Genomic DNA, 26357 nt, shown 5'->3' on the forward strand with positions numbered 1-26357 from the left:
ATCGACGGGGTCGCGGGGGTGTACTCATCCGCGTGGATAAGGCCAGGGATTGAAGCGACAGCGCTTGCCGTCCATCGGGACCACCCCGTCCGGATCGAGCGCGGCGATGTCGTTGTTCCTGGTGCCGAAGGTCTGCTGCATCATCACCGGCGCGAGTCCGCCGTCGGTCTCACACGGCTGATGCTGGTGGTAGCCGATCGCATGGCCGACCTCGTGGTTGACCTGGTACTGCCGGTAGGAGCCGATATCGCCCTCGAAGGCCAGCGCGCCGCGCACCCAGCGCACCTCGGAGAGCACCACCCGGCGTAGGTCGGCGTTGAAGCAGGAGGAGTCGATCGGAATATCGAAACCGCATGCCTTGCGCGAGGATTCGCGGGAGGCGAGGGAGATGCGGAAGTCGGGCTCCCCCTTGTCGATGCGCCGGAAGGCGAATTTGGTGTCGTGCGCCCAGCTCTTGGGATTGCCCAACGTGCTGTCGACCAGCTTGGCCACGGATTCGTCCCCGCCGAATCCGGAAGTGTCGACGCCGTCCTCGATTTCGACGGTGTACTTGAAATGGAACTCCGCACCGGTGCCCACCGGTCCGGTGGTCCCGGGCACCACATGCCATGTGCCCGTACCGGTTTCGGTGAACAGTCCGCCGTCGGGCAGCGCGCCGGTCGGCAGATTCGTCGGGAAGTGACCGTCGCCGGGCGGTGCGCCGATGATGCCCGCGGACGCCGCGCGCGGACTCAGTCGCCCGAATCCCGGCGCCCCGCCGGCCATCTTCGCGGGATCGGTGCCACTGCGCACCGCGTCCACGATCACCAGCACGGTGATCACGAACAGCACGGGTAAGGCGTAGGCGCGCCAACCATAGGTCGAGACGAAGCGACCGATCGCACTCTGTTTCTTGGCCTCGCGCTCGGGTCTCGGTGCGCGCGAATGATTCTCATCGACGGCGGTGGGATCCCACTGGGCCCGCAACGGCTGATAGGAGCGATCCACCGGTGGTTCGTACAGGCCGAGTGGGTCATAGAGCTCGAGGCCGTTCTTATCCAGCTGCGGCCCTTCCACAGAGCCCGAGACTACGGAACCGGACGCGGTGGAGCCAGCGGTCCGGCGCGCTTCTCGCCCGCCGGACGCGTTCGGTGGGCCGGAATCGTGTGCCTGAGGCCCGTTCGCGCGCAGGTTCACGCCAACCAGAGTCTCACAGCACGCAATACCCTCGAACCGAGAACGGGGCCGGTCAGCTGCGAGATATCTCACCGAGTGGGCTTGATCTCCGGCCCCGATCCGCAAGTGAGCGGCAACCGGGTATCGTTCATGGGATACCCGGTGTACACCCCATTTTGCCGGGGCATCGACTGGGAGAGCCGAAATGACTGACCTCGTGGACCGGATGACGTCCCGCAGATCGTCGTCCGATGCCGTGGCGCCGACCAAGCGCGGTACCAGGCTTCCGCGCGACGAGCGTCGTCAACAACTACTCGCGGCGGCCAGCGAGATATTCGTGCAGCGTGGCTACCACGCCGCGGGGATGGACGAGATCTCGCAATGTGCCGGCGTCAGCAAGCCGGTGCTCTATCAACACTTCGCCAGCAAGCTCGAGCTGTACCTGGCGGTACTGCAGAACTACGTCGACATGCTGGTGTCGAGCGTGCGCCAGGCGCTGCGCTCGACAACCGACAACCGACAGCGCGTGCGCGCCGCCGTGCAGGCCTATTTCGACTTCGTCGACAACGAAATGCAGGGCTTCCGACTGGTTTTCGAATCCGACCTGATCAGTGAGCCGCAGGTGCAGCGCCGGGTCGAGCAGGCCACCGAGGCCTGTGTGGACGCGGTCTTCGACCTGGTCGCGCACGACTCCGGTTTGGACCCCTACCGCGCCAGGATCCTCGCGGTCGGGTTGGTCGGCACCAGCCAGTTCACCGCGCGCTACTGGCTCGAGGCGGATCGGCCGATTCCGAAGGAGGAGGCGGTCGATACGACCGTCTCGTTGGCGTGGGGCGGTCTGTCGCACGTGCCGCTGCACCCCATCAACTGAAATAGCTTCGAACGGCAGAGCCCCCGCACTCGATCGAGTGCGGGGGCTCTCGTCTGGGTGACGAGGTTCGGCTCAGACCGCGGCGAAGCCGACGCGACCGCCGGTGGCGGCGCCGATCTCGACGTAGGCGACCTTCGAGGCCTGGATCAGGAACTTGCGGCCCTTCTCGTCGGTGAGCGCGACGACGCCGCCCTCGCCGCTCAGCGCACCGGACACCAGCGCCTCGACCTCTTCCGGGGTCTGCCCGCTGTTGATCACGAGCTCGCGCGGGCTATCCGAAATACCGATCTTGACCTCCACGGCCAACCTCCGAACCTAGAGTCCTGTGTGCTGTCGAATCAAGGCTAATGCAGCACCCCGACGCCAGTACCATGCCCACCTGCGCTCAGAGCGAACAAATGCTACTTGGGCTCGATCAGCTGGATTTCGAGCTCGACCTTGACCGTATCGCTGAGCATGCCGGGCAGCGGGCCGCCGACGCCGAAGTCGGTGCGCTTGATGCTGCCGGTCGCGGAGAAGCCCGCGTGCCGGTCGCCGGTCCCGGCGAAGACCTGGACACCGCCCCACTCCACGTCGAGGGTCACCGGCTTGGTGATCCCGCCTAGCGTGGCCTCGCCCTCGACCTCGAACGATTCGGTGACCTGGACCGGCTCGACGGCACGGAAGGACAGGGTGGGCCGGTTGGCGACATCGAGGAAGTCGGCGGTGCGGACGTGGTTGTCCCGATCCGGATTGCCGGTATCGAAGGAATCGAGGTAGATGGTGGCGCCGAGGGTGGCGAGTCCGGCGTCGTCGACGACGAATTCGGTCTCGAACTTGTTGAAGCGACCCCGGACCTTGGAGATACCGAGGTGGCGAACCGTGAACTCGACCTGCGAGTGCGCGGCATCGAGTGCCCAGGAACCCGGGGTAAGTGACGTAGCGGTGGTGGACTCAGCAGAAGATGTCATGCCATAGACCATGACCGGACCGTGGTCCGTTAACCAGACCGCCGTTATCCTGGACTCGACAGGGCGGGGATAACCATCCCAGGACAGGGCACGATGAAACGCATGGCACCGAACCCCTTTGCGGAATACCTCGTCGCACGCCGCGCCCAACTGCGGCCCGCCGACGTCGGTCTGCCCGAGGGCGGCCGCCGCCGGACCCCGGGTCTGCGCCGCGAAGAGGTCGCCGTGCGTGCCGGCGTGAGCGCCGACTATCTGGCCCGGCTGGAGCAGGGCCGCGACACCAACCCGTCAGCGGCGGTCATCGACGCGCTCGCGCAGGCACTGCTGATCGAGGGCAAGGACCGCAACCACTTCGGCTGGCTCGCCGTCACCACGACCAACGAATCTCGCTGCCCCACCACCGAATCCGTCGAGGAGCACCCGACGCCCGCGATCGAGACCATCCTGCGCGCACTGCATCCCACCCCGGCGTTCGTGATCGGGCGACGACTGAATGTGCTCGGCTGGAATCCAGCGTGGGCGGATATCGTGAAACCCCTTGGGCTGCTCGATAATCCGGAGGCGGTGAATCTGGCCTGGTTCACCTTCACACATCCGCGCGCCACCCAGGTGCTGCGCAATTGGGACGAGATGGCCAACAGCTTCTCGGCCGCACTGCGCAGCGCGACCATGCGCTGGCCGGGCGAGGACCGACTACTCGAACTGATCGCCGCGCTGCGCGAACACCCCGAGTTCGAAAGCCGTTGGCAGCCACAGCATATCGACGAGCTCGTCGCTGGCACGATGCGGTTGGACCACCCCGAGCACGGCCATCTCGATATCCCGTTCGAAACCCTGAACGCCGACCGCGATCAGGGCATCGTCGTCTGGCTCACCGAGCAGGCGCAGGCACAGTCCCCAGGCCTGCGACTGGTCCGCGCCGTCAACGAGTGATCAGATACCGAGCACGGCCATGCGCTCGGCATGGCTGGCCTGCATGCGCTCGAACAGCGCGGCGATGCCGTTCAGGTCACCGGTCGCGGTGAGCACCAGATCGGTGAGTTCGTCGCGCTGGGCCATCACGTACTGCGCCTGGGTGATCGCCTCACCGAGCAGCCGCCGCCCCCAGAGGGTGAGCCGGTCACGCTCGGAGCGGCTGGTCGCGACCGCCCGGCGCACTTCCTCCACCACGAATTCCGAGTGGCTGGTCTCGGCGAGCACATCCCGGACCACGGCGGTGACTTCGGGAGTCAGCGCACCCGCGATCTCGGTGTAGAAATCGGCGGCGATGCCGTCGCCGACGTAGAACTTCACCATCGACTCGAGCCAGGTCGAGGGGTCGGTGGAATCGTGGTAGGCATCCAGGGCGCGCACGAACGGTGCCATCGCATCGAAGATGTCCACACCGCGTTCGGCGAGCGCGGACTCCAGGGTTTCGAAGTGCCGCATCTCGGCGGCGGCCATCTTCGCGACAGCCACCCTGCCGCGCAGCGTCGGGGACAGCTTCGCCTCCTCGGCCAGCCGGTAGAACGCGGAGATCTCACCGTAGGCGAGCACCGCGAACAGGTCGGTCACGCCGGAATCCTCGGCGGCGAACCGCGAGTCGGTCGTCGAAACTCCTAGTGCTGCGGATGACTGTGCTCCCATACCGAGACAGCGTAGTCCCGGTCCGTTACGCGGCACCGTCATCCCGTTACATGTCGGCGTCATCCCGGCGAACGCTGGTATGGACTCAGGCCAACTCGGACAGGAACTTGTCGAGATAGGTCCACGTGGTGTCCCTGGCGGTGTCGCCGGTGAGTATGCCGAGGTGGCTGCCGGGGGCGGTTTCGTAACGCACCGACCGCGCGCCGGTGAGGGTGCCGATGCCCGCCTCGACGGCGGCGGCCGGCGTGATGACATCGGTGGGCCCGCCGACCAGCAGCACCGGCGCGGTCACCTCGGCCAGCTCGATCCGGCGCCTGCCCAGTTGGACGACGCCGCGGCCGATGTCGTTGTTCAGGATCAGCCGGCCCCACAGCTGGCCGTAGAAACGGCCGGGATAGCCGGGCATCTCGGCCATGAAACGGTCGATGGACTCCATCTTGGCCAGGCTTTCGGTGCGGGCGATATTGCTCGCGACGAACCAGGGGCGGGTGAGTTCGCGGTCCCATGCGGTGACCCGGTAGGCGATCCTGGTCAGCGGCGCCGGAATGCCGCCCGCCGCGCGCACCGCGGTCGAGGTCGCGATGCCGCCGGTCAGCTTGGCGACCGCGCGCACCTGCGGGATGCCGGTCATCTTGTCGTAGTCCAGCGGCGAGCCGACCGCGGTGATGGAGCGGATCGGCAGTTCAGCGTGCGCGGCCGCGGTCAGCAGCGCCAAGGTACCGCCGATGGACCAGCCGACCAGATCGACGGGCCGACCGTCACGATCGGCGCAGGTGCGCAGGATCGCCTCGGGCAGGATGTCGTCGATCCAGGTCTCGAAACCCATCCGCCGGTCGGCGAAGGTGATCTCGCCGTAGTCGACGACATAGGGCGAGCGGCCCGTCTCGAGCAGAAACCGGGCCAGGCTCTGGTCCGGCCGCAGGTCGAAGCAGCTGGTCGGCGCGGCCAGCGGCGGCACCAGCAGTACCGCCGAATCCATTGCGGCGTCGGCGGATTCGGCGCCCTCGAAGCGGCGCAGCTGCCGATGCGGTTCGTCCCAGAGCACCGTCGACGGGGCGGGATCCGGTGTCTCGACGCCTTGGCCGAAGGTCAGCGCCCAGGCATTGCGCGCGGCGGTGGTGACGGTGTCGGTGAAACTCACAGCACAGAATCTCTCATATCTCGTTACCGACGGTAACAGGCAACTCCGGTTCGGACCGATCGGACACGGCTCAGCTCTGCCCCATGCCGACCGGGTTGATCGGCGGCACCACGCTCTCCTGCACCCGTTTCACCAACCGCCTTGCCTACCGTCGCGGGGTGGAATCCGGCGAAGGTCGCCGACACGGTGCCCGCGCTCACCGCGCCCATCGGAGCGGCCCGGAACGCGAAGTAGGTCTGCCAGAATCCGCGCAGTCCGAGCGCCACTCCGGCCTCCTTGACACCCGCGCCGAAATACACCACATCATGCAGCGGTTCGAGGGTGGTCCAGATTCGACGCGCCAGATGAATTGCCATGTGGCGCAGCGTACGTCGAGGGGCCGACCCGGAGAAACCAGACTTTTGTCCCGAAATTACGGCTGACCTTTTCGAGCGACCTGCAAGCAGTCGCAAGCTGACCCTTTCGAGCGACCTGCAAGCAGTCGCAAGCTGACCCTTTCGAGCGACCTGCAAGCAGTCGCAAGCTGACCTTTTCGAGCGACCTGCAAGCAGTCGCAAGCGGTGCTAATTCGAGCCGTGCACAATATCACGCTACAATCACTGCGGACAACGAAAATTTTCGTCCCATCGAGTCGCCGGATCGTACGGTCGCCCGGGTTGCGGGAGGCGAGATTTTCGAAGTTCAGGAATATGTGCGCGCACCAGATCCGCATCACCCTTGCGCCGCGCCGATGTCTCCCGAGGTGGCCGTCGAAACGACGAGCTCCCGCCGACATCGCCGACAGTGGCCGAGGTGAGTATCACAGGCGGATACGTGGTCGTCGCGGGCCGACCGGTCCGCCCCACGCCTCGTGCGCGCGTGACGCGATAACGAGGAAGGCACGAACCTGAGCAAGATCACTATCGATCAGGAACCGGGGCTGGCGGATACGCTGCTGACCGCCGAACTGGACGAAACCCACACCGCGCCGACATTCGCCGAATTGGGGGTTCGCGACGAAATCGTGCGAGCGCTCGGCGAGATCGGAATCGAACGCACTTTCGCAATTCAGGAACTGACCCTGCCGTTGGCACTCGCCGGTGAAGACCTCATCGGTCAGGCCCGTACGGGTATGGGAAAGACCTTCGGATTCGGCGTGCCGCTGCTGCACCGAATCGCCACCGCCGACACCGGGACCACTCCGCTGGACGGCACCCCGCGGGCACTGATCATCGTGCCGACCCGTGAACTCTGCATCCAGGTCACCCAGGATCTGGAGAACGCGGCCAAGCACCTGAAGAACCACCAGGGTCCGCTGCGCGTGCTCTCGATCTACGGTGGTCGCCCCTACGAGTCCCAGATCGCCGCGCTGCGCTCCGGCGTGGACGTTGTGGTCGGCACCCCCGGCCGACTGATGGACCTGGCCGATCAGGGCCACCTGATTCTCGGCAAGATCGGCGTGCTGGTCCTGGACGAGGCCGACGAAATGCTGGATCTGGGCTTCCTACCCGATATCGAGCGCATCCTCGGCATGGTCCCCACGCAGCGCCAGACCATGCTGTTCTCGGCCACCATGCCGGGCCCGATCATCACCCTGGCCCGCACGTTCCTGACCCAGCCGACGCATATCCGCGCCGAGGAGCCGCACGACTCCGCCATACACGACCGCACCGCGCAGTTCGTCTACCGGGCGCACGCGCTGGACAAGAGCGAACTGGTCGCCAAGGTGCTGCAGGCCGAAAGCCGCGGCGCCACCATGATCTTCACCCGAACCAAGCGCACCGCGCAGAAGGTCGCCGACGATCTGGCCGAGCGCGGATTCTCGGTCGGGGCCGTGCACGGCGACCTCGGGCAGATCGCCAGGGAGAAGGCACTCGGCAAGTTCCGCAAGGGCGCCATCGATGTGCTGGTGGCGACCGACGTCGCGGCACGCGGCATCGATATCGACGACGTCACCCACGTCATCAACTACCAGTGCCCCGAGGACGAGAAGACCTACGTGCACCGGATCGGGCGCACCGGTCGGGCCGGGCGTACCGGTGTCGCGGTGACGCTGATCGACTGGGACGAGCTGAACCGCTGGGCTGGTATCGACAAGGCACTGAGCCTCGGCATCCCGGAACCGGTCGAGACGTATTCGCGTTCCCCGCACCTGTTCTCGGATCTCGGCATCCCCGAGGGCGTCACCGGCACGGTCCGCAAGGCCAAGCCGGCGCGCGACGAGGACGCCGAAGTGGTCGAACGCCCCGCCCGCGCCCCCCGCAAGCGCAGCCGCAGGCGCACCCGCGCCGGTCAGCCGATGGATGGCGAGCTCAACGGCACCGAAACGGCCGACGGTACCGAAACCGATACCGCCACAGCCCCACTCGACCCCGTCACCAACGGCGACACCGACGAGACCGGCGACAAGCCGGCCCGCCGACGCCGCCGCAGGCGCAAGCCCGCCGGTGACATCGAGGGTGCCGCCGACAACGGCACCGAGCCGAACGGCAACGGGGACAACGGCAACGGCGCGGCCCAGCCGACCTCGGCGGACAACGACGTCGCCGACGCCGACGACCAGCCCGCCCGCCGTCGCCGCCGCCGTCGCAAGCCCGCGGGCGAGACGGCCGCCGAAACCGCCCCCGAGGCGGCCACCGCATCGGTGTAATAACCGCGAACGCGGCCAGTCCGCGACGGAAGGAAGCATCAGCGAACCTTCGTCGCGGACTGGCCGCTGGTTCGTGCCGACATGCCACAGGGTGGCCGGTGGAATGCTGCCGGGGCTGTGCGGCACAGATGGTTGCAGTTCTGCTCGGCCCCCACGGCTGAGCAGCAAATCCTGCCGTCATGCCACGCCCGCGCCGCACGATTCGTATTCGATCATTGCGCCGATGGGGCCGATGGGAAGGCGCTGACCCGCATATCCGTGCGGGTGAAACCGTCCCGCACGACACGGAAACCAACACTCACGCTGCATCGGCGTGAGTCCAGGACGCCCGAGAACGGCGGTGTCTCCCGATCTCACCGCAGCGGAGACACGTTGTAGTCTCGCAAGCGTGCTCGTACCAGAGCGGCGAACGCGCGCCGACATCATCTCCGCAGTCGCGATCGCTGTGCTCGTAGTGGTCGCGGGGGTCGTGGTGTGGGCGCGCAGTGATGCGAAGAGCACGGAGTCGGTGACGGCGGAACATCCGTTGTCGACGCCGTCGGCGGCGGATCAGGTGCCCGCGAATCTGCTTGAACTCTGGCATGCGCCGGATCCCGCGTCGAATCGCGCGCTGGTGGCCGCGGGCTCGGTGGTCACCGGAGACGGTGGCACGGTCACCGGTCACGATCCGCGTACCGGTGCGGATCTGTGGCATTACCGGCGCGATCTACCCCTATGCGGCGTGGAGTCGCAGTTCGGCACGGTGGTGGCGGCGTACAAGGATCAGCGCGGCTGCAGTCAGGCCACGCTGCTGGCCGGTGAGGACGGTTCCCGGCGGACCGCGCGCAGCAGCTATATGGATCCGACCGTGCAGCTATCCGTCGACGGCACCTATGTGCTGGCCCAGGGGCCGCGGCGGCTGGAGATGTGGCGCTCGGATCTGGTGCGCACGCTCGAGTACGGCTACGTGGACGCACCGGTGAACGTGAAGACCCAGCCGCGCAAGGGGTGCAAGCTGCTCTCGTCGAGTTCGAGCTCCACCCGGCTCGCCGTACTGGAACGCTGCCCCGAGGACACCACCGATCGGCTGACCGTCCTCAATCCGGCGCCGAAGGACAATACGGTGCCCGAGGAGTACGGCTCGCGTGTGCTCACCGGCCCCGGCGCGGACTCCCCCGACGCGCGCGTCATCGCGGTCTCCGATAACCGAATCGTGCTGTACCTGCCCGGTGTGGCGGGGACCGAAGCGACCTCGCCGCGACTCGAGGTCTACGACGGCAGCGGCAACGCCCTTGTGGTGCACCAGCTCTCGGCACCGCTGAGCGATAGGACGACCACCACCCGGATCAGCTCGCTGCTCCTGGTGTTCACCGGCAACAGCCTGATCGCGTTGAACGCCAGCACCTTCGATCCGATCTGGGCCGCCCCCGCAGCCCTCGGCAGCCCGGCCTTCATGGCGGGCCGACTACTCATGCCGGTGGACGGCGCGATCGCCGTCCTCGACCCCACCTCGGGCGCCGAACTGTCCCGCATTCCGGTCGCCCGCCCAGGCTACGACGGCTCGCCCATCTCGCTCGCGGTCCTCGGGACGACAGTCCTCGAAAAGCGCGGCACCGAGATGTTCGCCCTCGGCTAGGCGACTGATTTCGCAAGCACATGGGTAACTCGTCGGGTACGCCCAGAGATCTGCCGCATCCAGACCGTCGGCCCGCGACGCGACTATCGAGGCACCGACGACCGGCAAAAGATTCGGGGAGGCGGGGGAGCGCTGTCGGACCCGTGCTCCATGATGGAAGTCATGTCCGCACTCGACGACGCCCGGCTGGTCCTACTCCGGCACGGTGAAACCACCTGGTCGAACCAGCGGCGCCACACCGGCCGCACCGACGTGCCGCTCACCGAGCGCGGCCAGGAGCAGGCCCGCGCCGCGGGCGGTCTGCTGAGCGAGCTGAAGCTGCGCGACCCGCTGGTACTCACCAGTCCGCGCGAGCGAGCGGTACGCACCGCGGCGCTCGCCGGGCTGACCGACACCATCGTCGACGACGATCTGGCCGAGTGGGACTACGGCGAATACGAGGGCCTGACCTCGGTCGAGATCCGCGAAAACGCTCCGGGCTGGACCATCTGGACCGGCGCGGTACCGGGCGGCGAGACCGCCGCACAGGTCCGCGCCCGCGCCGATCGGGTGTTGGCTTCGGTCGAACCCGCGCTGCCCGACCGGGATATCGTGCTGGTCGGGCACGGTCACTTCTCCCGGGCGCTGATCGCCCGCTGGGCCGAGCTCGACATCACCGAGGGGCGTCGCTTCACCATGTCGACTGCCGCGATCACGGTGCTCGGTTTCGAGCACGAGGACCGAACCATCCTGGCGCACAACCTAGTTCCCACCGATCATGGAGCCGCACTATGACTCGCCCCGGCCAGATCCGCCGCGCCACCCCCGCCGACGTACCCGCGCTGGTCGGCCTGGTCGAAGACCTCGCCGAGTACGAGCGGGCCCGCGAGGAGTGCACGCTCACCGCCGAGCAACTGCACGCCGCCCTGTTCGCACCCGCGCCCGCGGTCTTCGCCCACGTCGTCGAGGACGAGAACGGTGTGGTCGGCTGCGCGATCTGGTTCCTGAACTACTCCACTTGGACCGGCACGCACGGCATCTACCTGGAGGACCTGTACGTCAAACCGGAGACGCGCGGTAGGGGCTATGGCAAAGCGCTGCTCGCCGCACTCGCCGCCGAGGCCGCCGCGAACGGCTACAGCCGGGTCGACTGGTCCGTGCTGACCTGGAATACGCCCTCCATCGAGTTCTACAAGTCCATCGGCGCCAACCCGCAGGACGAATGGGTCGGCTACCGCCTCACCGGCGAGGCCATCGACAAGCTGGCCGCCCAAGCCTGGTGAGCGCCGCGTGGCCGACCACCGCGGACGAGGCCGTGGCGGTCCAGGATCCGTTGCGTCCGTTGGTAATCGCGGCCATCTGCTGATCTGCGACGGACAGGGACTGGCCCACCCGCGCCGTTTCGGGTTGGCCTGCCATCTCGGAATCCTCAGCGGCACACCGACGATCGGCGTCGCCAAGACTCCATGGGGCGATTATCCGGAGCCGGGCCCGGAACGCGGTGCGGCCAGCGACATCACGATGGCGGGCGAGGTCGTCGGGCGCGCCCTGCGCACTCGGCGCGGCATCAAACCGGTGTTCGTCTCGGTCGGGCATCTCATCGACCTCGACACCGCATGCGCCCAGGTGCTCGCACTCACTCCGCGCTACCGGCAGCCCGAGACCACCAGGCAGGCGGATCACCTGTGCCGTCAGGCGTTGCGCGCCGCGACCTCCTGAACCAGGGGACTACTTCGATTCGGGCGCGTCCGAGTCGATCCCGTACAACTCGGCCATCCAGCGATTCGACGCGGGCGCGAACAACAGCACCAGCGCGGCGATCACGACCACACCCAGCAGCCCCCCGAGCACCGGCTGATGCGAATCGGTCAACAGCGACCAGGTCACCGGAAGCAGCAGCACCTGCGCGATCACCGCGATGGCCCGCCCCCACCGATGCCCGAGGAACAGCCCGATCCCGGCCGCCAGCACCGCCCCACCGAGAATGCCGAACCACGCGGCGGTGCCGTATCCGCTGGCGGCACTCTGATCGTGCCCGAGCAGTCCGCGCACGATCAACACGATCGCCACGCCCACCGCGACCGCACCCTCCAGTGCGACCAACCCGCCCGCGCCCCGCACCGTCGCGGGCACACCCGCCGAAACCTCGTCTTTGCCGCTGTCCGCCACGGGGCAAGCCTAGAACGCACTCGGCGGCTTTTCGGACCGGGCTGTACGCCGATTAGGCTTCCCAACGTGCGGACGCTGCTGATCGTGAATCCGAATGCCACCTCCACCACGCCGGCGACCCGGGATCTGCTGGCGCACGCGTTGGAGAGTCGGACTCAGCTGACCGTCGCGCATACCCAGCATCGCGGCCACGCGGCGGAACTGGCGCAGTGGGCTTCGACCAACGAGATGGATCTGATCGTGGTGCACGGTGGCGATGGGACGGTCAACGAGACCGTCAACGGCTTCCTGCCGCTGCCTCAGGTGAACGATGGGCAGGCCTGGCTGCCGCGCCTCGGCGTGATCCCCGGCGGCTCGGCGAATGTGTTCGCGCGCGCACTGGGCATCTCCCCGGATCCGGTCACCGCGACCAACCAACTGATCGACCTGCTCACCCTCGACCGAGACCGCAAGATCGGGCTCGGCCTGGCCGATGATCGCTGGTTCGGCTTCAGCGCGGGCGTCGGCCTGGACGCCGATGTCTGCGAGGCGATCGACAACAGCCGCGCCGATGGCCATGCCGCCACTCCGGGACGCTATGTTCGAACAACTGTGCGACAATTCTTCAAGGTCAAAGGCAAGGAGCCGAGCGTCCGGATCCAGATCCCGGGACACGAGCCAGTCGGTGAGGTCCATTACGCATTCGTAACGAACACCAGTCCCTGGACCTACCTGAACTCGACTCCGGTGCACACCAACCCGGGGACGGCCTTCGAAACGGGTCTCGGTGTGTTTGCCGTGCGGTCGATGTCGGTGGTCTCCACGCTGCTACTGGCCCGCCAGCTGCTCGCCGCCAACGGAAATCCCAAGTCCCGCAATCTATTTCGTGAGGACGATGTGCCGTCGGTGCGGATCGAGTCGGCCGAGCCGATCGGGCTGCAAATCGATGGCGACTTTATCGGAAAACGCAACATGGTGGATTTCACAGCCGTGCCGAACGTGCTCGATGTCGTGGCTCCGCGCCCCGAGTAGGCGCGAAACGCGCGAAGAATCTCGGTGTTGCGCTGCGAAAACCGGGTAGAGCGAGTACAAAGGACCGGGCAGGTTCCCCATGGGGGACCTTGACAGCGTGAGCTTCCCCACGGTGCACCAGATGCCTATTGACATCTACGGTGTTCGTGAAAGCATTCACAAGCAACCGTGCGGAAACATTCAGGTCGCACAAGTAAACGATCCACAAACCATAGGCGCCCTTTGCGGCGCGCAGCAAAGGAGCAGAGGAATGGACTGGCGCCACAAGGCCATCTGTCGCGATGAGGACCCCGAGCTGTTCTTCCCGGTGGGTAACAGTGGTCCTGCGCTCGCGCAGATTGCCGATGCCAAGCTGGTCTGCGCTCGCTGCCCCGTCACCGCCGATTGCCTGTCCTGGGCCCTGAAGTCCGGACAGGATGCGGGCGTGTGGGGTGGAATGAGTGAGGACGAGCGTCGGGCGCTCAAACGCCGCAACGCTCGTACGCGGACCCGCACTGTCGTCTAACCAGACGACTGGCGTTACCGGACCTATCAGCCCGGCCCGGTAACGCAGTTAAGGCCCGGCACTTAGGTGCCGGGCTATTTTGTGCCCGTATCTATTTGCCTACTCGATCTCGCTTCGCTCGAAAGTCGTTGATTACCAATGGGATCAGCAGGGATGTGACCTCGCGAGCCAACTATCGACCAGAGCGACGTCCCAGCGGCACCCGCAACACCGCATCCGTGCCGATATCGGCACCTGGGTGTAAACCGATCGAGCCGCCCAGTTCCGCCGTCACCAGGGTGCGCACGATCTGCAGGCCGAGGCGGTCGGAGGATTCCAGGCTGAAACCCGGCGGCAGGCCGCGACCATCGTCGCTGATGATCACGTCCAGCCAGCGCGCCGAGCGCTCGGAACGGATTGTCACCGTGCCGTTTTCGCCGGAATCGAAGGCGTGCTCGATGGCGTTCTGCACCAGTTCGGTCAGCACCATCACCAGCGGGGTGGCGCGTTCGGCGGAGAAGACGCCGAGCGAACCGGCCCGGCGGACTTTGATTCTGGCGGTGTGCACGGTCGCGACATCGGCCATGATCGGCAGCAGCCGGTCCACCACCTCGTCGAGATCGACCTCTTCGTCCACCGACATGGACAGCATTTCGTGCACCGAGGCGATGGAGGTGACCCGGCGCACCGATTCGGTCAGCGCGACCTGCGCCTCCTCGTTCTCGGTGCGGCGCGCCTGTAACCGCAGCAGCGCGGCCACCGTCTGCAGATTGTTCTTCACCCGGTGGTGGATCTCCCGGATGGTCGCGTCCTTGCTGAGCAGCGCGCGGTCGCGGCGCTTGACCTCGGTGACATCGCGGACCAGCACCGCCGCCCCGGCCAGTTCGCCGTGTGGCCGCAGCACCAGGGTGCGCAGCAGCACGGTGGCACCGCGTGCCTCGACCTCCATGCGCCGCCCGGTGCGACCGGCCAGCGCGGCCTGGATATCCCCGACGACTTCCTGGGCGTCGAACGGGTCGGTGATCAGCGACCGGGTGGTGACGGCCAGATCCTGGCCGGCCAGATCAGCCTGCAGACCCATCCGGTGATATGCCGACAGCGCGTTCGGGCTGGCGTAGACGACGATGCCCTCGGTATCGAGCCGGATGAAACCATCGCCCGCGCGCGGGCTGGAGTGCGTCGCGGCGCGGTCTTCGGTGGTCGGGAAGGTGCCGTCGGCGATCATCTGGCACAGATCGTCGGCACAGGCGACGTAGGCGATCTCCAGCGTGCTGCGCACCCGCGAACGCTGCAGATCGGTATCGCGACTGAGCACCGCGATGACATCATCGCCGCAGCGCACCGGTATGGCCTCGCGGACCGCGTGCACCGGATGCGGGTGGTAGACGCCCTCGGCCTCGATATCGCTGTCCGCGCGCACGATCTTGCCGGTCATCAGCGCGTCGAAGACCTGCGGGTAATCGGCATGCGAAGCCGCACCGCTCACCCGATCCTCCGGATGCACGGTGGGCGCGGTCGTCGGGCGGCATTGCGCGACACAGACGATATCCGCGCCGTCGGTGATCGGTCCCGCACCGACCCACAGCAGCAGATCCGCGAAGGACAGATCGGCGAGTAGCTGCCAATCGCCGACAACCCGCTGCAGATGGTCCACGGCGACGCCGGGGAGGTCGGTGTGTTCGGCCAGTAGCTCGCTCAGTGTCGCCATATTCGGTCTACCCGTTTCAAAAACTAAGAGATGACGGCGATTAGATGCCCGGCCTTGATCGCATCGCCCTCTTTGACGCCGATCGAGCTCACTGTGCCCGCACTCTCGGCCAGCACCGGAATCTCCATCTTCATGGACTCGAGAATCACCAGCGTGTCGCCCTCGTGCACCTCGTCCCCCTCGGCGACAACGACCTGCTGCACGACCGACACCAGCTCCGAGAGCACTTCCTCAGCCATGACACCCCATTCACTCGTTCGGCCCGTATCCGCTGAAGCTACAGCCAACCACACATGAAACAATGGCCTTCAATCAGAAGGGAGACTACCTATGGGTAAGCGTGGTCGTAAGAAGCGCAGCCGCAAGGGAAACGCGGCCAACCACGGCAAGCGTCCTAACGCCTGAGCCGTAACGTAGCGACTGCTTGCAGGTCGCTCGAAAGGATCAGCGTAGCGACTGCTTGCAGGTCGCTCGAAAAGATCAGCGAGACGAAAAACACCGAGGGCCAACAACAGTGCCGCTCGGTGTTTTTCTTTGTTCAGTGGTCCCGACCTGCGCCGGGACGGATTACTCGGAGGTCTCGACCCGGGTGACCGTGACCGACCGCCGGATCTCCAGGCTCAGCCGGTCGCGCAGCGAATCCGGCGCCCGGTCGCCGCCGCATTTGCGGCTCAGCAGACCCTTGATCTTCTCCTCGATGCCGAAGGCCTCGATACACGGCGAGCAGTGGTCCATGTGGTGCTGCAGCCGTTCGCGAGTGGCCTGGTCACACTCGTTGTCGAGCAGCAGCCAGACATCGGCGATGACAGCCGTGCAGTCCAGCTCCATATCAGGGTCACGCTCGGTCACGACTGCACCTCGCTGGCGCTCGGTTCCGTCGCACCGGAAGGTGCCGCACCTTCGATTCGCTCGCTGCGCTCGCTCATGCCTGCTTGACCTCCTGGCGTTCCGCGCCGTTGCGGTTGAAACCTCGTTCGCGCGCCACGTCGGCGAGCAATCCCTTCAGCTGCTTGCGACCGCGATGCAGCCGGGACATAACGGTACCGATCGGAGTGCCCATGATGTCGGCGATTTCCTTGTACGGGAAGCCCTCGACATCGGCGTAGTAGACCGCCATCCGGAACTCCTCCGGCAGCTCCTGCAGCGCGGCCTTGATGTCGTCGTCCGGCAGTGCGTCCAGCGCCTCGACCTCGGCCGAACGCAGACCGGTCGAGGTGTGCTCGGCGGTGGCCGCGAGCTGCCAGTCGGTGATCTCGTCGGTCGGGTACTGCGCGGGCTGGCGCTGCTTCTTGCGGTAGGAGTTGATGTAGGTGTTGGTCAGGATCCGGTAGAGCCAGGCACGCAGATTGGTGCCCTCCTTGAAGGATTTGAAGCCCTGGAACGCCTTGATGTAGGTCTCCTGCACCAGGTCCTCGGCATCGGCCGGATTCCGGGTCATGCGCAGCGCGGCACCGTAGAGCTGGTCGAGCAGCGGGAGCGCATCGCGCTCGAACCGCCGCGCCAGCTCGGTATCGTCGACCGCGGCGCCGACCGCACCGTCGGTCACCACGTGATCGTCGCTCGTCACACCAATCCCTTCGATCGCCGTACCTGCCAAATCTACAGGCGTGGTCAGATCGAGTGGGAACCGAGACTCCGTCGGACGTTCTTCGAGCAGAACGGGCACCGACCTCTCCTTCACGTCGTACAGCGGTGGAGCTTTCTGTATTCGCATGCAACATGTCCGCGCCCGACTGTGTTCCCACAGCGAATTCTCCGCACCGAAAGCGGCGGCCGCGCAGGTGAGAAATCCAGTGCCGACCGGGGGTCTACCGCCATTAAGGTGGCCCGCATGGCAGGAGCCTCGACACCGGCGATCCGCGCACTGGCCAAGGCCGGGGTGGCCCATCGCGTGCACGCCTATAAACACGATCCGCGCGCCGACTCCTACGGCGCCGAGGCCGTCGACGCGCTCGCCGCCGAGGTCGGCGTGACGGCGGCGCAGATCTTCAAGACGCTGGTGATCGAATTGTCGAGCGGTGTGCTCGCGGTCGCGGTACTACCGGTGCCGAATACCTTGTCGCTCAAGGCCGCCGCTGCGGCACTCGGCGCGCCCAAGGCGGTGATGGCCGATAAGGCGAAGGCCGAGCGAATCACCGGTTACGTACTCGGCGGCATCTCACCGCTCGGCCAGCGCAGGCTGCTGCCGACCGTGGTGGACGCCTCGGCGCTGGCCTGGGATCGGCTGTTGTGCAGCGCGGGACGGCGTGGGCTGGAAATCGAATTGGCGCCCGCAGACCTCGTCCGACTCACCGAAGCGGTTACCGCCGAGGTGGCATCCGGGTAATTTCACACGATTTCAGCAACATCTGTGCGTTACTGGACAAGATCAAGATCGCCCGATTGGTCCGACTCGAGGATGTGATGCGAAATGTCCACGCGCCAGCGTTTGCGCACCATGATCGTCGCCCTGCTCGGAGTTCTCCTGCTCGCCCTCGCCCCCGTGGCGCTGCTCGCGCCGACGGCAGCCGCCAACCCGGGCGGACCGGGGGTGACCGAAGTCGGCGACTTCCCGTTCGACGGGCAGCCCATCGACGACGCACCGAAGCAGAACGGCACCCCGAAGAAGGATGAAAGGGCCGATAAGGCCGAGAAGTTGGGCGGCGGTGTCGCGGGCAAGGTCATCGACCTGGGCGGCGGCGTCGCGCGCAAGGTCATCGACCTGGGCGGCAGTATCGCCAAGTGCGCGCTCAATATCGTGACACCCAGCGTGAAGTGCCAGCTCTGAGTCGACCAACGGCGGGCCGGGCGATCAGAGCAAGCTGATCTGCCCGGCCTTTTCCGTATCCGACTGGATGTCCAACGGCGCCAATAGCTCCGGGCCGTTATTGCGCACGCTGTTGACCAGCGACGAGACCGGCCGCGCCACGATGCCCGCCACGGACTCGGCGCTCGGGGTTTCCAAGAGGGTGGCCGGAGCCGGATGATCCGGGTCCAGCCACGCGTCCCAGTGCTCGCGCGGCATCGGCAGCGGCATCCGGTCGTGGATGCGGGTGAGATCGCCGACGGCGTCGGTGGTCAGGATGGTGCAGGACAGCAGCGGCTCGCTCTCCTGTTGCGAACGGTCCCGCCATACCGACCACAATCCGGCCATGTACAGCCGCGATCGGTCGGCATTCGCCATGAAGTACGGATGTTTGGCCACCTTGCCCTTGACCCCGGCCACCGCATCTGGTTCGACCAGCCACTCGTACCAGCCGTCCATCGGCACCAAGCAGCGGCGGTACTTCACCGCATCGCGGAATGATGGCGTGGTCGCGGCCTTATCGGCGCGCGCGTTGAACAGCGGCTTGCCCTTCGCCGGCACACCGGGTTCGGCGGCCTTGGTCCAGACCGGGATCAGTCCCCAGCGCATCCGCCGGATGCGCAGCTCGGGGTCGTCGTCCGGATGGCCGTGCTCGTGTCGCTCCACCACGGTGAGCACCTGGGTGGTCGGCGCGACGTTGTAGTTGGTGAACCCGCCGTTGCCAGCGGCCGGGGTCTCGTCGATGGCGTCCAGCTCGACGGCGAGCCGACCGGGATCGGTAGTTGTCGCATATCTGCCACACATATCTCGATACTTCCACTAGGCGCCGACGGACTCGGGAAGAATTGATAGTAGGTGGTGACCCGGTGAGAGTTTTGGCATAGCATCATCTCAGGGAATGACGGTTAACTTATATCGCGATCCATCCCGCACATGCGCACCGACCGGCCATCGCAGACGGCAAGAGGAGATACCCACCGTGACAACCATCGAGACCACCCCAGCGGCGCCGGAAACGGCGCTGCAATCGGTCGACCCGGCCACCGGAGAGGTCATCGCCACCCACGCCATCGCCGATGCGGACGCGGTGCGCGCTGCCGTGGCCAAGGCCCGCACCGCCGCCCCCGTCTGGGGCGGACTCGGCTTCGACGAGCGGCGCAAACATCTGCTGCGCTGGTCGAGCCAGCTGGTCGCGGACGCCGATGAGTTCACCGCGCTGATCCACCAGGAGAACGGCAAGCCGCTCGACGACGCGTTCCTGGAGTTGATGCTCGCGCTCGAACACATCGCCTGGGCCGCCAAGCACGCCAAGAAGATCCTGTCGCCGAAGAAGATCTTCCCCGGGGCGCTGATGTCGAACTTCTCCGCGCGCCTCGAGCAGCGCCCGCTCGGCGTCATCGGCGTGATCGGACCGTGGAACTACCCGGTCTATACCCCGAACGGCTCCATCGCCTACGCGCTGGCCGCCGGCAACGTCGTGGTCTTCAAGCCGAGCGAATACTCCACCAGCATCGGCAATTTCCTCGCCACGGCGTTCAAGAAGGCCAATCCGGAACTGCCGGAAGGGGTCTTCGAGACCATCAACGGCTATGGCGCGACGGGTGCCGCGCTGGTCGACTCCGGCGTGGACAAGATCGCGTTCACCGGTTCCACCGCGACCGGCAAGCGGATCATGGCCGCGGCCGCCGACTCGCTGACCCCAGTGCTGCTGGAATGCGGCGGTAAGGATGCGGTGATCGTCGCGGGCGACGCCGATATCAAGGCCGCCGCCGACGCGGTCGCCTGGGGCGCGACCGCCAACAGCGGCCAGACCTGCGCCGGTGTGGAGCGGGTGTACGTGGACCGCTCGGTGCGTGACGAATTCGTCGCCGAGGTCAAGCGCATCCTGAAGGACATCAAACCGGGCTCGGGCGCCGGCGCGGCCTACGGTCCGATGACCATGCCCAGCCAGATCGATATCGTGCGCCGCCACATCGACGACGCGCTGAAGAACGGCGGCACCGCGGTGCTCGGCGGTCCGGAGTCGGTGAAGGGCCCGTTCATCGAGCCGGTCGTGCTGGTCGATGTGGACGAGAACTCCGAGGCCGTCGCCGAGGAGACCTTCGGCCCGACCGTCACCATCCGCACGGTGAACGGTGTGGACGAGGCCGTGGAACTGGCCAATAAGTCCAAGTACGGCCTGTCCTCGGCGGTCTACTCGAAGAAGAACGGCCTGGAGATCGCGCGTCGGCTGCGCGTCGGCGCCACCTCGGTGAATTCGGTGCTGGCCTTCGCCGCCATCGCGGGCCTGCCCTTCGGCGGTGTCGGCGAGTCCGGTATCGGCCGCATCCACGGCGAGCCCGGCCTGCGCGAATTCTCCCGCCCGCATTCGATTGCGATGCAGCGCTTCACGATTCCCGGCATGGCGCTGCTCAGCTACTCGCGCACCCAGTCCACGATGAAGCTGCTCCGCCGCCTGGTCCCGATCCTGCACGGACGCCACAAGTAAACCGCCGGACGCCGCATCGGTCGCCGCGACCGGTGCGGCGGCTGTGGCCCGTGGTACGGACGATTTTGCTGAGAGTTCGGCAACCGCCCGTGTGTCCGGGTTGGCGATGGGCGAAGATAGACAGGTGAGTTTCTGGCCAGCGCCCCATGTCGATGTACCCGTGCACGCGACCGTGACCCTGCCCGGATCGAAATCGATCACGAACCGGGCATTGATTCTGGCCGCGTTGGCCGACGGCCCGTCGACCCTCTCCGGCGCGCTGCGCAGCCGCGATACCGACCTGATGATCAATGCCCTGCGCGCGCTCGGTGCGCGGATCGAGGGCGACGGTGACACGCTGACCGTGACGCCCGCCCCGCTGCACGGCGGCACCGTCGACTGCGGACTGGCGGGCACCGTGATGCGCTTCCTGCCGCCGGTCGCGACCCTGGCCACCGGTGCTGTCGCCTTCGATGGCGACGAACAGGCCAGGGTCCGCCCGCTCGGCACCATCCTGGACGCACTGCGCCGCATAGGCGCCGATATCGACGGCGACGGTCTGCCGTTCACCGTGCACGGCAAGGGCGCGCTGCGCGGCGGCGCGGTCACCATCGATGCCTCCGGTTCCTCCCAGTTCGTCTCCGGTCTGCTGCTGTCGGCGGCCCGCTTCGACGAGGGTGTGGTGGTGCACCACAGCGGTAAGGCACTGCCCTCGATGCCGCATATCGAGATGACGGTGGAGATGCTGCGGCGAGCCGATGTCGCGGTCGAGGCCCCCTCCGACAGTCGCAAGGCCCAGACCTGGACCGTGGCGCCGGGCCCGATCCGCGCGGTGGACTGGGATGTGGAGCCCGACCTGTCCAATGCCACGCCGTTCCTGGCCGCCGCCGCCATCACCGGCGGTGAGGTCCGCATCCCGCACTGGCCACAGATCACCACGCAACCCGGCGATGTGATCCGGGAGATCCTGGTGCGCATGGGCGCCGAGGTGCGCCGCTTCGACGGTGTGCTGACCGTGCGCGGCCCCGAGCGACTCGCCGGTATCGATATCGATCTGCACGATGTGGGCGAGCTGACCCCGACCGTGGCCGCCCTTGCGGCGCTCGCGGATTCGCCGTCCTGGCTGCGCGGCATCGCGCATCTGCGCGGACACGAGACCGACCGGCTCGCGGCGCTGTCCACCGAGATCAACCGGCTCGGCGGCAATGTCACCGAGACCGAGGACGGGCTGGAGATCACTCCCGCCCCGCTGCACGGTGGCACCTGGCATTCCTACGCCGACCACCGAATGGCAACGGCCGGTACGATTCTCGGACTGAAGGTGCCGGGCGTGTCGATCGAGGACATCGGGACCACGGCCAAGACATTGCCCGGATTCGTCGGTTTGTGGCAGCGAATGCTGGATCCCACGCTCTCGGATCAAGGAGCGGCGCGCTGAGGAAGCGCGAGTACGACGAGTCGGATGTCCGGGTGCGCCCGGGCAAGTCGTCTCGTCCGCGCACGAAAACCCGTCCGCAGCACAATGACGCGGAGTCGGCCATGGTCGTTTCGGTGGACCGCGGCCGCTGGGGTTGTGTGCTCGGTGGCGATCCGGACAGGTTGATCGTCGCCATGCGGGCCAGGGAACTCGGCCGCACGCCGATCGTGGTCGGCGATCAGGTCGACGTGGTCGGCGACACCTCCGGAAAAACCGACACCCTCGCCCGCATCGTCCGCGTCGCCGAACGCCGGACAGTGTTGCGCCGCACGGCCGATGACACCGACCCCTTCGAACGGATCGTGGTCGGCAACGCCGAACAACTGTTCATCGTGGTCGCGCTCGCCGACCCGCCGCCGCGTACCGGATTCGTCGAACGCTGCATGGTCGCCGCGTATGCCGGTGGGCTGCAACCGATTCTGTGCCTGACCAAACACGATCTGGCCGCCGAATCCGAATTCGCCGCCGCCTTCGATGATCTCGAGCTCACCATCATCTACGGCGGCATCGACGACTCCTTCGAACCGGTCCTCGAACTACTCACCGATCGCCTCACCGCCTTCATCGGCCACTCCGGTGTCGGCAAGTCGACATTGGTGAATCGCCTTGTGCCGGACGCGGATCGAGCCGTCGGCGAGGTCTCCGGCGTCGGCAAGGGCAAACACACCTCCACCCAATCCGTCGCCCTGCCCCTGCCCGACGGCGGCTGGGTCATCGACACCCCCGGCGTTCGGTCCTTCGGCCTGGCGCACATCACCCCCGACGATGTCATCGCCGCCTTCACCGACCTGGCCGCTGCCATCGAGGACTGTCCGCGCGGCTGTACCCATCTCGGTCCGCCCGCCGACCCCGAATGCGCCCTGGATACGTTGCCCGGCAAGGAACGTCGCGTCGCCGCCATCCGCCTGCTGCTAGCAGCCCTGAGCTCTAACGATCCCTGGTAATTGAGCGTCGACTGCCGCATACCGACGCGACGGGGTAGACGTCAAGGCTCTTGCCGGCCGCCCAGGATTCCGACTACGCGTCGGCAACTACCGCCTGGTTTACGAAGTCGATGACGGCAAGCTGATCATCCTCGTCATTACCGCCGGGCACCGTCGCGATTTTTACGAGCGCTAGACACCTGAGCCAGAGACGACGAAGGCGCCCTTGGACTCCGAGCCCAAGTGCGCCTTCGTGGTTCGAGCGTCAGTGCCGACGACGCGTCTTCGGCGCCCGCTTCGGCTTGGCCTGCGCGCGGGCCGCCTCGCGGCGCTCGCGGCGGGTGGAGCCGTCGCCGTACTCCTCGACGTCGCTATGGGTCGCGGCGTGGCCGCCCTCGTCCGGCCCCGAGTAGCTGAAGCCGTTATTCGGGCGGGTGTCGCCGATGCCCTTGGCGCGCAGGGCCGCCGGCGCGCCATTGACGACCGGGGCCTCCTGGGTCGGCAGCGGACGCGGGGCCGCACCGACCGGGGAACGCAGGCCCGGATCGATCGCGACGCCCTCGGGCTCCGGCTGCTGCACCTCGACCTGCAGGTTGAACAGGAAGCCGACCGACTCCTCCTTCAGGCCCTCGAGCATCGCGGCGAACATGTCGAAGCCCTCGCGCTGGTACTCGACCAGCGGATCACGCTGCGCCATGGCACGCAGGCCGATGCCCTCCTTGAGGTAGTCCATCTCGTAGAGGTGTTCGCGCCACTTGCGGTCCAGCACCGAAAGCAGCACCTGGCGTTCGAGATTGCGCATCGAGCCGTCACCGGCCAGACCGTCGATCTGCTGCTCGCGCTTGTCGTAGGCGTCGTGTGCGTCATCGAGCAGCGCCTCGACCAGCTCTTCCTTGGTCAGGTCGCCCGCTTCGCCGACACCGGTCTCGCCGGTCAGCTCCTTGTCGTCCACGTTCACCGGGTACAGCGTCTTCAGCGCGGTCCACAGCTTGTCCAGATCCCAGTCCTCGACGTAGCCCTCCGCGGTGGCGCCGTTGACATAGGCGATGACCACGTCGGTGATCATCTCCTGGACCTGGCCCTCCATATCCTCGCCGCGCAGGATCCGGTTGCGCTCGCCGTAGATGACGGTGCGCTGCTGGTTCATCACCTCGTCGTACTTGAGCACGTTCTTGCGGATCTCGAAGTTCTGCTGCTCGACCTGGGTCTGCGCGCTCTTGATGGCCTTGGAGACCATCTTCGCCTCGATCGGCACATCATCGGGCAGGTTCAGCCTGGTCATGATGGCCTCGAGCGCCGCACCATTGAAGCGCCGCATCAGCTCGTCGCCCAGCGACAGGTAGAACCGGGACTCACCGGGGTCACCCTGGCGACCGGAACGACCGCGCAGCTGGTTGTCGATACGCCGCGACTCGTGCCGCTCGGTGCCGAGTACGTACAGACCGCCCGCCTCGCGCACCAGATCGGCGTCCTCGGCGGTCTGCTCCTTGACCCGCTCCAGCGTCGGCAACCATGCGGCCTGGTACTCGTCCGGCGTCTCCACCGGATCCAGACCCTCCTTGCGCAGGATGATGTCGGTGATGATGTCCGGGTTGCCGCCGAGTACGACGTCGGTACCACGACCGGCCATATTCGTCGCGACCGTGACCGCGCCGGGCCGACCGGCCTCGGCGATGATCTCGGCTTCCTTCTCGTGGAACTTCGCGTTGAGCACGTTGTGCGCTATGCCGCGCTTGGTGAACTGCTTGGACAGATACTCCGAGCGCTCGACGCTGGTGGTACCGATCAGCACCGGCTGTCCCTTTTCGTGCCGCTCGGTGACGTCGTCGACCACGGCCGCGAACTTGGCCTCTTCGGTCTTGTAGATCAGGTCCGACTGATCCGCGCGGACCATCGGCCTGTTCGTCGGGATCGGGACCACGCCGAGGGCATAGATCTGGTGCAGTTCGGCGGCCTCGGTCTCGGCGGTACCGGTCATACCGGAGAGCTTCTCGTAGAGGCGGAAGTAGTTCTGCAACGTGATCGTGGCCAGGGTCTGGTTCTCCGGCTGGATCTCCACCCCCTCCTTGGCCTCGATGGCCTGGTGCATGCCCTCGTTGTAGCGGCGTCCGACCAGAATGCGACCGGTGAACTCGTCGACGATGATGACCTCGCCGTCGCGGACGATGTAGTCCTTGTCCCGGTTGTAGAGCTCCTTGGCCTTGATGGCGTTGTTCAGGTAGCTGACCAGCGGCGAATTGGCGGCCTCGTAGAGGTTGTCGATGCCGAGCTGATCCTCGACGTACTCCACGCCCGCCTCGTGCACGCCGATGGTGCGCTTCTTGATATCGACCTCGTAGTGCAGGTCCTTCTTCAGCAGCGGTGCGATGCGCGCGAATTCGGCGTACCACTTGCTCGAGGCGTCCGCGGGACCGGAGATGATCAGCGGGGTGCGGGCCTCGTCGATGAGGATCGAGTCGACCTCGTCGACGATGGCGAAGTTGTGCCCACGCTGGACCAGATCGTCCAGCGAGTGGGTCATGTTGTCGCGCAAGTAGTCGAAGCCGAATTCGTTGTTCGTGCCGTAGGTGATGTCGGAGTTGTAGGACACGCGACGCTCGGCCGGCGTCATGCCGGACAGGATCACACCGACGGTGAGGCCGAGGAAGCGGTGTACGCGACCCATCCACTCCGAGTCGCGCTTGGCGAGGTAGTCGTTGGTGGTGACGATATGCACGCCGTCGCCGCTGATCGCATTCAGGTAGGCGGCGAGCACCGAGGTGAGCGTCTTGCCCTCACCGGTCTTCATCTCGGAGATATTGCCGAGGTGCAGCGAGGCACCGCCCATCACCTGCACCTTGTAGGGCTTCTGGTTCAGCACCCGCCAGGACGCCTCGCGGGCCACCGCGAACGCCTCGAGCAGCAGATCGTCCAGCGATTCGCCGTCCGCGTAGCGGTCCTTGAACTCGTCGGTCTTGGCACGCAGTTCGGCGTCGGTGTACTCCTCGATCTCGGGCCCGAGCGCGAGGACCTCGTCCGCGAGGTGGGCGAGCCGCTTGACCGTGCGTCCCTCACCAATCCGTAGCAACCTCGTCAGTGTCAGCGCAGGCACGGGTCTCGTCAGTCCTCTGGTCGGTGTGTCAAATGTTCGGCCGTCACCCGGTCGGGCAGTGTGCACGCGGGCCCCCGCCGAGCATGGCGGAATCCGCGGCACAGTTCATGGTAATGCGGCGCCCATGGTAGTCCGTAGCGACTGCATGCAGGTCGCTCGAAACGGTCGGCGCCGTGGACCAGCGACATAGCGCAGTACCCGCCACCACCTAGGCGGCAGCCGTTTCTTCTCACCGTACCCGTGTGTCGCACACGACCCGACGAGAACTTCGGGCCA

Annotated in this window: 28 protein-coding genes and 1 pseudogene; 16 read left to right on the forward strand and 13 right to left on the reverse strand. The window is 66.6% G+C overall.

The window, feature by feature from the left end:
• Nucleotides 1-24: 24 nt before the first annotated feature.
• Complete coding sequence (locus OG874_RS27150; RefSeq protein WP_442943116.1) at nucleotides 25-1056, reverse strand: DUF3152 domain-containing protein; 1032 nt, start codon at nucleotides 1054-1056, stop codon at nucleotides 25-27.
• A gap of 304 nt (nucleotides 1057-1360) precedes the next feature.
• Here OG874_RS27150 and OG874_RS27155 point away from each other — a divergent pair, with 304 nt between their 5' ends.
• Entirely contained in the window at nucleotides 1361-2026 is a 666-nt protein-coding gene (locus OG874_RS27155; RefSeq protein WP_330249955.1) for a TetR/AcrR family transcriptional regulator, read from the forward strand.
• Nucleotides 2027-2098: 72 nt separating this feature from the next.
• On the opposite strand, the gene OG874_RS27160 is transcribed toward OG874_RS27155, so the two are convergent.
• Together OG874_RS27160 and OG874_RS27165 are read right to left on the reverse strand one after the other, a co-directional pair.
• Entirely contained in the window at nucleotides 2099-2326 is a 228-nt protein-coding gene (locus tag OG874_RS27160) for a DUF3107 domain-containing protein (protein ID WP_330249956.1), read from the reverse strand.
• A 101-nt stretch (nucleotides 2327-2427) separates the two neighbouring features.
• Nucleotides 2428-2976, reverse strand: a complete 549-nt coding sequence (locus OG874_RS27165) for a YceI family protein (RefSeq protein ID WP_330249957.1) — start codon at nucleotides 2974-2976, stop codon at nucleotides 2428-2430.
• Nucleotides 2977-3078: 102 nt separating this feature from the next.
• Between OG874_RS27165 and OG874_RS27170 the strand changes: the two genes are divergently transcribed.
• Nucleotides 3079-3909 carry a helix-turn-helix transcriptional regulator gene (locus OG874_RS27170; protein ID WP_330249958.1) on the forward strand — a complete coding sequence of 277 codons (831 nt, stop codon included), beginning with the start codon at nucleotides 3079-3081 and terminating at the stop codon, nucleotides 3907-3909.
• Here the strand turns inward: OG874_RS27170 and OG874_RS27175 are convergent, their stop codons facing one another.
• The 3 genes from OG874_RS27175 to OG874_RS27185 form a co-directional block, all read right to left on the reverse strand.
• Nucleotides 3910-4602, reverse strand: a complete 693-nt coding sequence (locus OG874_RS27175; protein WP_330249959.1) for a ferritin-like fold-containing protein — start codon at nucleotides 4600-4602, stop codon at nucleotides 3910-3912.
• 85 nt (nucleotides 4603-4687) lie between these two features.
• The gene (locus OG874_RS27180) at nucleotides 4688-5743 is read right to left on the reverse strand and encodes an alpha/beta hydrolase (RefSeq protein WP_330249960.1); all 1056 of its coding nucleotides are present in this window, start codon (nucleotides 5741-5743) and stop codon (nucleotides 4688-4690) included.
• 23 nt (nucleotides 5744-5766) lie between these two features.
• A complete protein-coding gene (locus OG874_RS27185) occupies nucleotides 5767-6099 on the reverse strand; it encodes a helix-turn-helix domain-containing protein (protein ID WP_330249961.1) in 333 nt (110 codons plus the stop codon).
• Between the two features lie 563 nt (nucleotides 6100-6662).
• Between OG874_RS27185 and OG874_RS27190 the strand changes: the two genes are divergently transcribed.
• From OG874_RS27190 to OG874_RS27210, 5 genes are all read left to right on the forward strand, one after another.
• Complete coding sequence (locus OG874_RS27190; protein ID WP_330257430.1) at nucleotides 6663-8372, forward strand: DEAD/DEAH box helicase; 1710 nt, start codon at nucleotides 6663-6665, stop codon at nucleotides 8370-8372.
• A gap of 388 nt (nucleotides 8373-8760) precedes the next feature.
• The gene (locus OG874_RS27195; RefSeq protein ID WP_330249962.1) at nucleotides 8761-9987 is read left to right on the forward strand and encodes an Rv3212 family protein; all 1227 of its coding nucleotides are present in this window, start codon (nucleotides 8761-8763) and stop codon (nucleotides 9985-9987) included.
• Nucleotides 9988-10149: 162 nt separating this feature from the next.
• Nucleotides 10150-10761 (forward strand): acid phosphatase, encoded by a 612-nt coding sequence (locus tag OG874_RS27200; RefSeq protein WP_330249963.1) that lies wholly within the window; start codon nucleotides 10150-10152, stop codon nucleotides 10759-10761.
• Nucleotides 10758-11249: a GNAT family N-acetyltransferase gene (locus OG874_RS27205; RefSeq protein WP_330249964.1), complete on the forward strand. Its 492-nt coding sequence runs from the start codon at nucleotides 10758-10760 to the stop codon at nucleotides 11247-11249. The genes OG874_RS27200 and OG874_RS27205 overlap by 4 nt, the downstream gene beginning before the upstream one ends.
• A 7-nt stretch (nucleotides 11250-11256) precedes the next feature.
• Nucleotides 11257-11685: an endonuclease V gene (locus OG874_RS27210; protein WP_330249965.1), complete on the forward strand. Its 429-nt coding sequence runs from the start codon at nucleotides 11257-11259 to the stop codon at nucleotides 11683-11685.
• Nucleotides 11686-11694: 9 nt separating this feature from the next.
• Here OG874_RS27210 and OG874_RS27215 read toward each other — a convergent pair whose 3' ends face one another.
• On the reverse strand, nucleotides 11695-12135 hold the full coding sequence (locus OG874_RS27215; RefSeq protein WP_330249966.1) for a hypothetical protein: 441 nt from the start codon (nucleotides 12133-12135) through the stop codon (nucleotides 11695-11697).
• Between the two features lie 66 nt (nucleotides 12136-12201).
• On the opposite strand from OG874_RS27215, the gene OG874_RS27220 reads away from it, so the two are divergent.
• The gene (locus OG874_RS27220; protein WP_330249967.1) at nucleotides 12202-13146 is read left to right on the forward strand and encodes a diacylglycerol/lipid kinase family protein; all 945 of its coding nucleotides are present in this window, start codon (nucleotides 12202-12204) and stop codon (nucleotides 13144-13146) included.
• Nucleotides 13147-13396: 250 nt separating this feature from the next.
• Nucleotides 13397-13651 (forward strand): WhiB family transcriptional regulator, encoded by a 255-nt coding sequence (locus OG874_RS27225; RefSeq protein ID WP_011211115.1) that lies wholly within the window; start codon nucleotides 13397-13399, stop codon nucleotides 13649-13651.
• A 172-nt stretch (nucleotides 13652-13823) separates the two neighbouring features.
• Here OG874_RS27225 and OG874_RS27230 read toward each other — a convergent pair whose 3' ends face one another.
• Nucleotides 13824-15338 carry a sensor histidine kinase gene (locus OG874_RS27230; protein WP_330249968.1) on the reverse strand — a complete coding sequence of 505 codons (1515 nt, stop codon included), beginning with the start codon at nucleotides 15336-15338 and terminating at the stop codon, nucleotides 13824-13826.
• Between the two features lie 23 nt (nucleotides 15339-15361).
• On the reverse strand, nucleotides 15362-15577 hold the full coding sequence (locus OG874_RS27235; protein ID WP_330249969.1) for a biotin/lipoyl-binding carrier protein: 216 nt from the start codon (nucleotides 15575-15577) through the stop codon (nucleotides 15362-15364).
• A 91-nt stretch (nucleotides 15578-15668) separates the two neighbouring features.
• Here OG874_RS27235 and OG874_RS44885 point away from each other — a divergent pair, with 91 nt between their 5' ends.
• Nucleotides 15669-15743 (forward strand): 50S ribosomal protein bL37, encoded by a 75-nt coding sequence (locus tag OG874_RS44885; RefSeq protein ID WP_022597109.1) that lies wholly within the window; start codon nucleotides 15669-15671, stop codon nucleotides 15741-15743.
• 162 nt (nucleotides 15744-15905) lie between these two features.
• Here the strand turns inward: OG874_RS44885 and rsrA are convergent, their stop codons facing one another.
• Complete coding sequence (gene rsrA / locus OG874_RS27240; protein ID WP_330249970.1) at nucleotides 15906-16187, reverse strand: mycothiol system anti-sigma-R factor; 282 nt, start codon at nucleotides 16185-16187, stop codon at nucleotides 15906-15908.
• A gap of 73 nt (nucleotides 16188-16260) precedes the next feature.
• Complete coding sequence (locus OG874_RS27245; RefSeq protein WP_442943429.1) at nucleotides 16261-17028, reverse strand: sigma-70 family RNA polymerase sigma factor; 768 nt, start codon at nucleotides 17026-17028, stop codon at nucleotides 16261-16263.
• Between the two features lie 141 nt (nucleotides 17029-17169).
• On the opposite strand from OG874_RS27245, the gene ybaK reads away from it, so the two are divergent.
• Both ybaK and OG874_RS27255 read left to right on the forward strand, forming a co-directional pair.
• A complete protein-coding gene (gene ybaK / locus OG874_RS27250; protein WP_330249971.1) occupies nucleotides 17170-17664 on the forward strand; it encodes a Cys-tRNA(Pro) deacylase in 495 nt (164 codons plus the stop codon).
• An 84-nt stretch (nucleotides 17665-17748) separates the two neighbouring features.
• Nucleotides 17749-18105, forward strand: coding sequence for a hypothetical protein (locus OG874_RS27255; protein ID WP_330249972.1), 357 nt, complete (start codon nucleotides 17749-17751; stop codon nucleotides 18103-18105).
• 24 nt (nucleotides 18106-18129) lie between these two features.
• Here the strand turns inward: OG874_RS27255 and OG874_RS27260 are convergent, their stop codons facing one another.
• Nucleotides 18130-18927: an SOS response-associated peptidase gene (locus OG874_RS27260; RefSeq protein WP_330249973.1), complete on the reverse strand. Its 798-nt coding sequence runs from the start codon at nucleotides 18925-18927 to the stop codon at nucleotides 18130-18132.
• A gap of 184 nt (nucleotides 18928-19111) precedes the next feature.
• On the opposite strand from OG874_RS27260, the gene OG874_RS27265 reads away from it, so the two are divergent.
• The 4 genes and pseudogenes from OG874_RS27265 to OG874_RS44890 form a co-directional block, all read left to right on the forward strand.
• Nucleotides 19112-20611 carry an aldehyde dehydrogenase family protein gene (locus OG874_RS27265; protein WP_442943430.1) on the forward strand — a complete coding sequence of 500 codons (1500 nt, stop codon included), beginning with the start codon at nucleotides 19112-19114 and terminating at the stop codon, nucleotides 20609-20611.
• 106 nt (nucleotides 20612-20717) lie between these two features.
• Nucleotides 20718-22028: a 3-phosphoshikimate 1-carboxyvinyltransferase gene (aroA, locus tag OG874_RS27270; RefSeq protein ID WP_330249975.1), complete on the forward strand. Its 1311-nt coding sequence runs from the start codon at nucleotides 20718-20720 to the stop codon at nucleotides 22026-22028.
• Nucleotides 22025-23011 carry a ribosome small subunit-dependent GTPase A gene (rsgA, locus tag OG874_RS27275; RefSeq protein ID WP_330257432.1) on the forward strand — a complete coding sequence of 329 codons (987 nt, stop codon included), beginning with the start codon at nucleotides 22025-22027 and terminating at the stop codon, nucleotides 23009-23011. The genes aroA and rsgA overlap by 4 nt, the downstream gene beginning before the upstream one ends.
• A gap of 52 nt (nucleotides 23012-23063) precedes the next feature.
• Nucleotides 23064-23186: pseudogene (locus tag OG874_RS44890) on the forward strand (type II toxin-antitoxin system RelE family toxin); the annotation flags it as partial.
• Between the two features lie 69 nt (nucleotides 23187-23255).
• On the opposite strand, the gene secA reads toward OG874_RS44890, so the two are convergent.
• Complete coding sequence (secA, locus tag OG874_RS27280) at nucleotides 23256-26081, reverse strand: preprotein translocase subunit SecA (protein WP_330249976.1); 2826 nt, start codon at nucleotides 26079-26081, stop codon at nucleotides 23256-23258.
• Between the last annotated feature and the right edge of the window lie 276 nt (nucleotides 26082-26357).

This window comes from Nocardia sp. NBC_00565 (genome assembly GCF_036345915.1).
Lineage (GTDB): Bacteria > Actinomycetota > Actinomycetes > Mycobacteriales > Mycobacteriaceae > Nocardia.

Coding starts and splice junctions, on each gene's coding strand:
- OG874_RS27200 (WP_330249963.1), top strand. CDS start 10,150: ATGTCCGCACTCGACGACGCCCGGCTGGTCCTACTCCGGCACGGTGAA.
- ybaK (WP_330249971.1), top strand. CDS start 17,170: ATGGCAGGAGCCTCGACACCGGCGATCCGCGCACTGGCCAAGGCCGGG.
- OG874_RS27155 (WP_330249955.1), top strand. CDS start 1,361: ATGACTGACCTCGTGGACCGGATGACGTCCCGCAGATCGTCGTCCGAT.
- OG874_RS27235 (WP_330249969.1), bottom strand. CDS start 15,577: ATGGCTGAGGAAGTGCTCTCGGAGCTGGTGTCGGTCGTGCAGCAGGTC.
- OG874_RS27205 (WP_330249964.1), top strand. CDS start 10,758: ATGACTCGCCCCGGCCAGATCCGCCGCGCCACCCCCGCCGACGTACCC.
- OG874_RS27170 (WP_330249958.1), top strand. CDS start 3,079: ATGGCACCGAACCCCTTTGCGGAATACCTCGTCGCACGCCGCGCCCAA.
- OG874_RS27255 (WP_330249972.1), top strand. CDS start 17,749: ATGTCCACGCGCCAGCGTTTGCGCACCATGATCGTCGCCCTGCTCGGA.
- aroA (WP_330249975.1), top strand. CDS start 20,718: ATGGGCGAAGATAGACAGGTGAGTTTCTGGCCAGCGCCCCATGTCGAT.
- OG874_RS27175 (WP_330249959.1), bottom strand. CDS start 4,602: ATGGGAGCACAGTCATCCGCAGCACTAGGAGTTTCGACGACCGACTCG.
- OG874_RS27260 (WP_330249973.1), bottom strand. CDS start 18,927: ATGTGTGGCAGATATGCGACAACTACCGATCCCGGTCGGCTCGCCGTC.
- OG874_RS27230 (WP_330249968.1), bottom strand. CDS start 15,338: ATGGCGACACTGAGCGAGCTACTGGCCGAACACACCGACCTCCCCGGC.
- OG874_RS27225 (WP_011211115.1), top strand. CDS start 13,397: ATGGACTGGCGCCACAAGGCCATCTGTCGCGATGAGGACCCCGAGCTG.
- OG874_RS27185 (WP_330249961.1), bottom strand. CDS start 6,099: ATGGCAATTCATCTGGCGCGTCGAATCTGGACCACCCTCGAACCGCTG.
- OG874_RS27165 (WP_330249957.1), bottom strand. CDS start 2,976: ATGACATCTTCTGCTGAGTCCACCACCGCTACGTCACTTACCCCGGGT.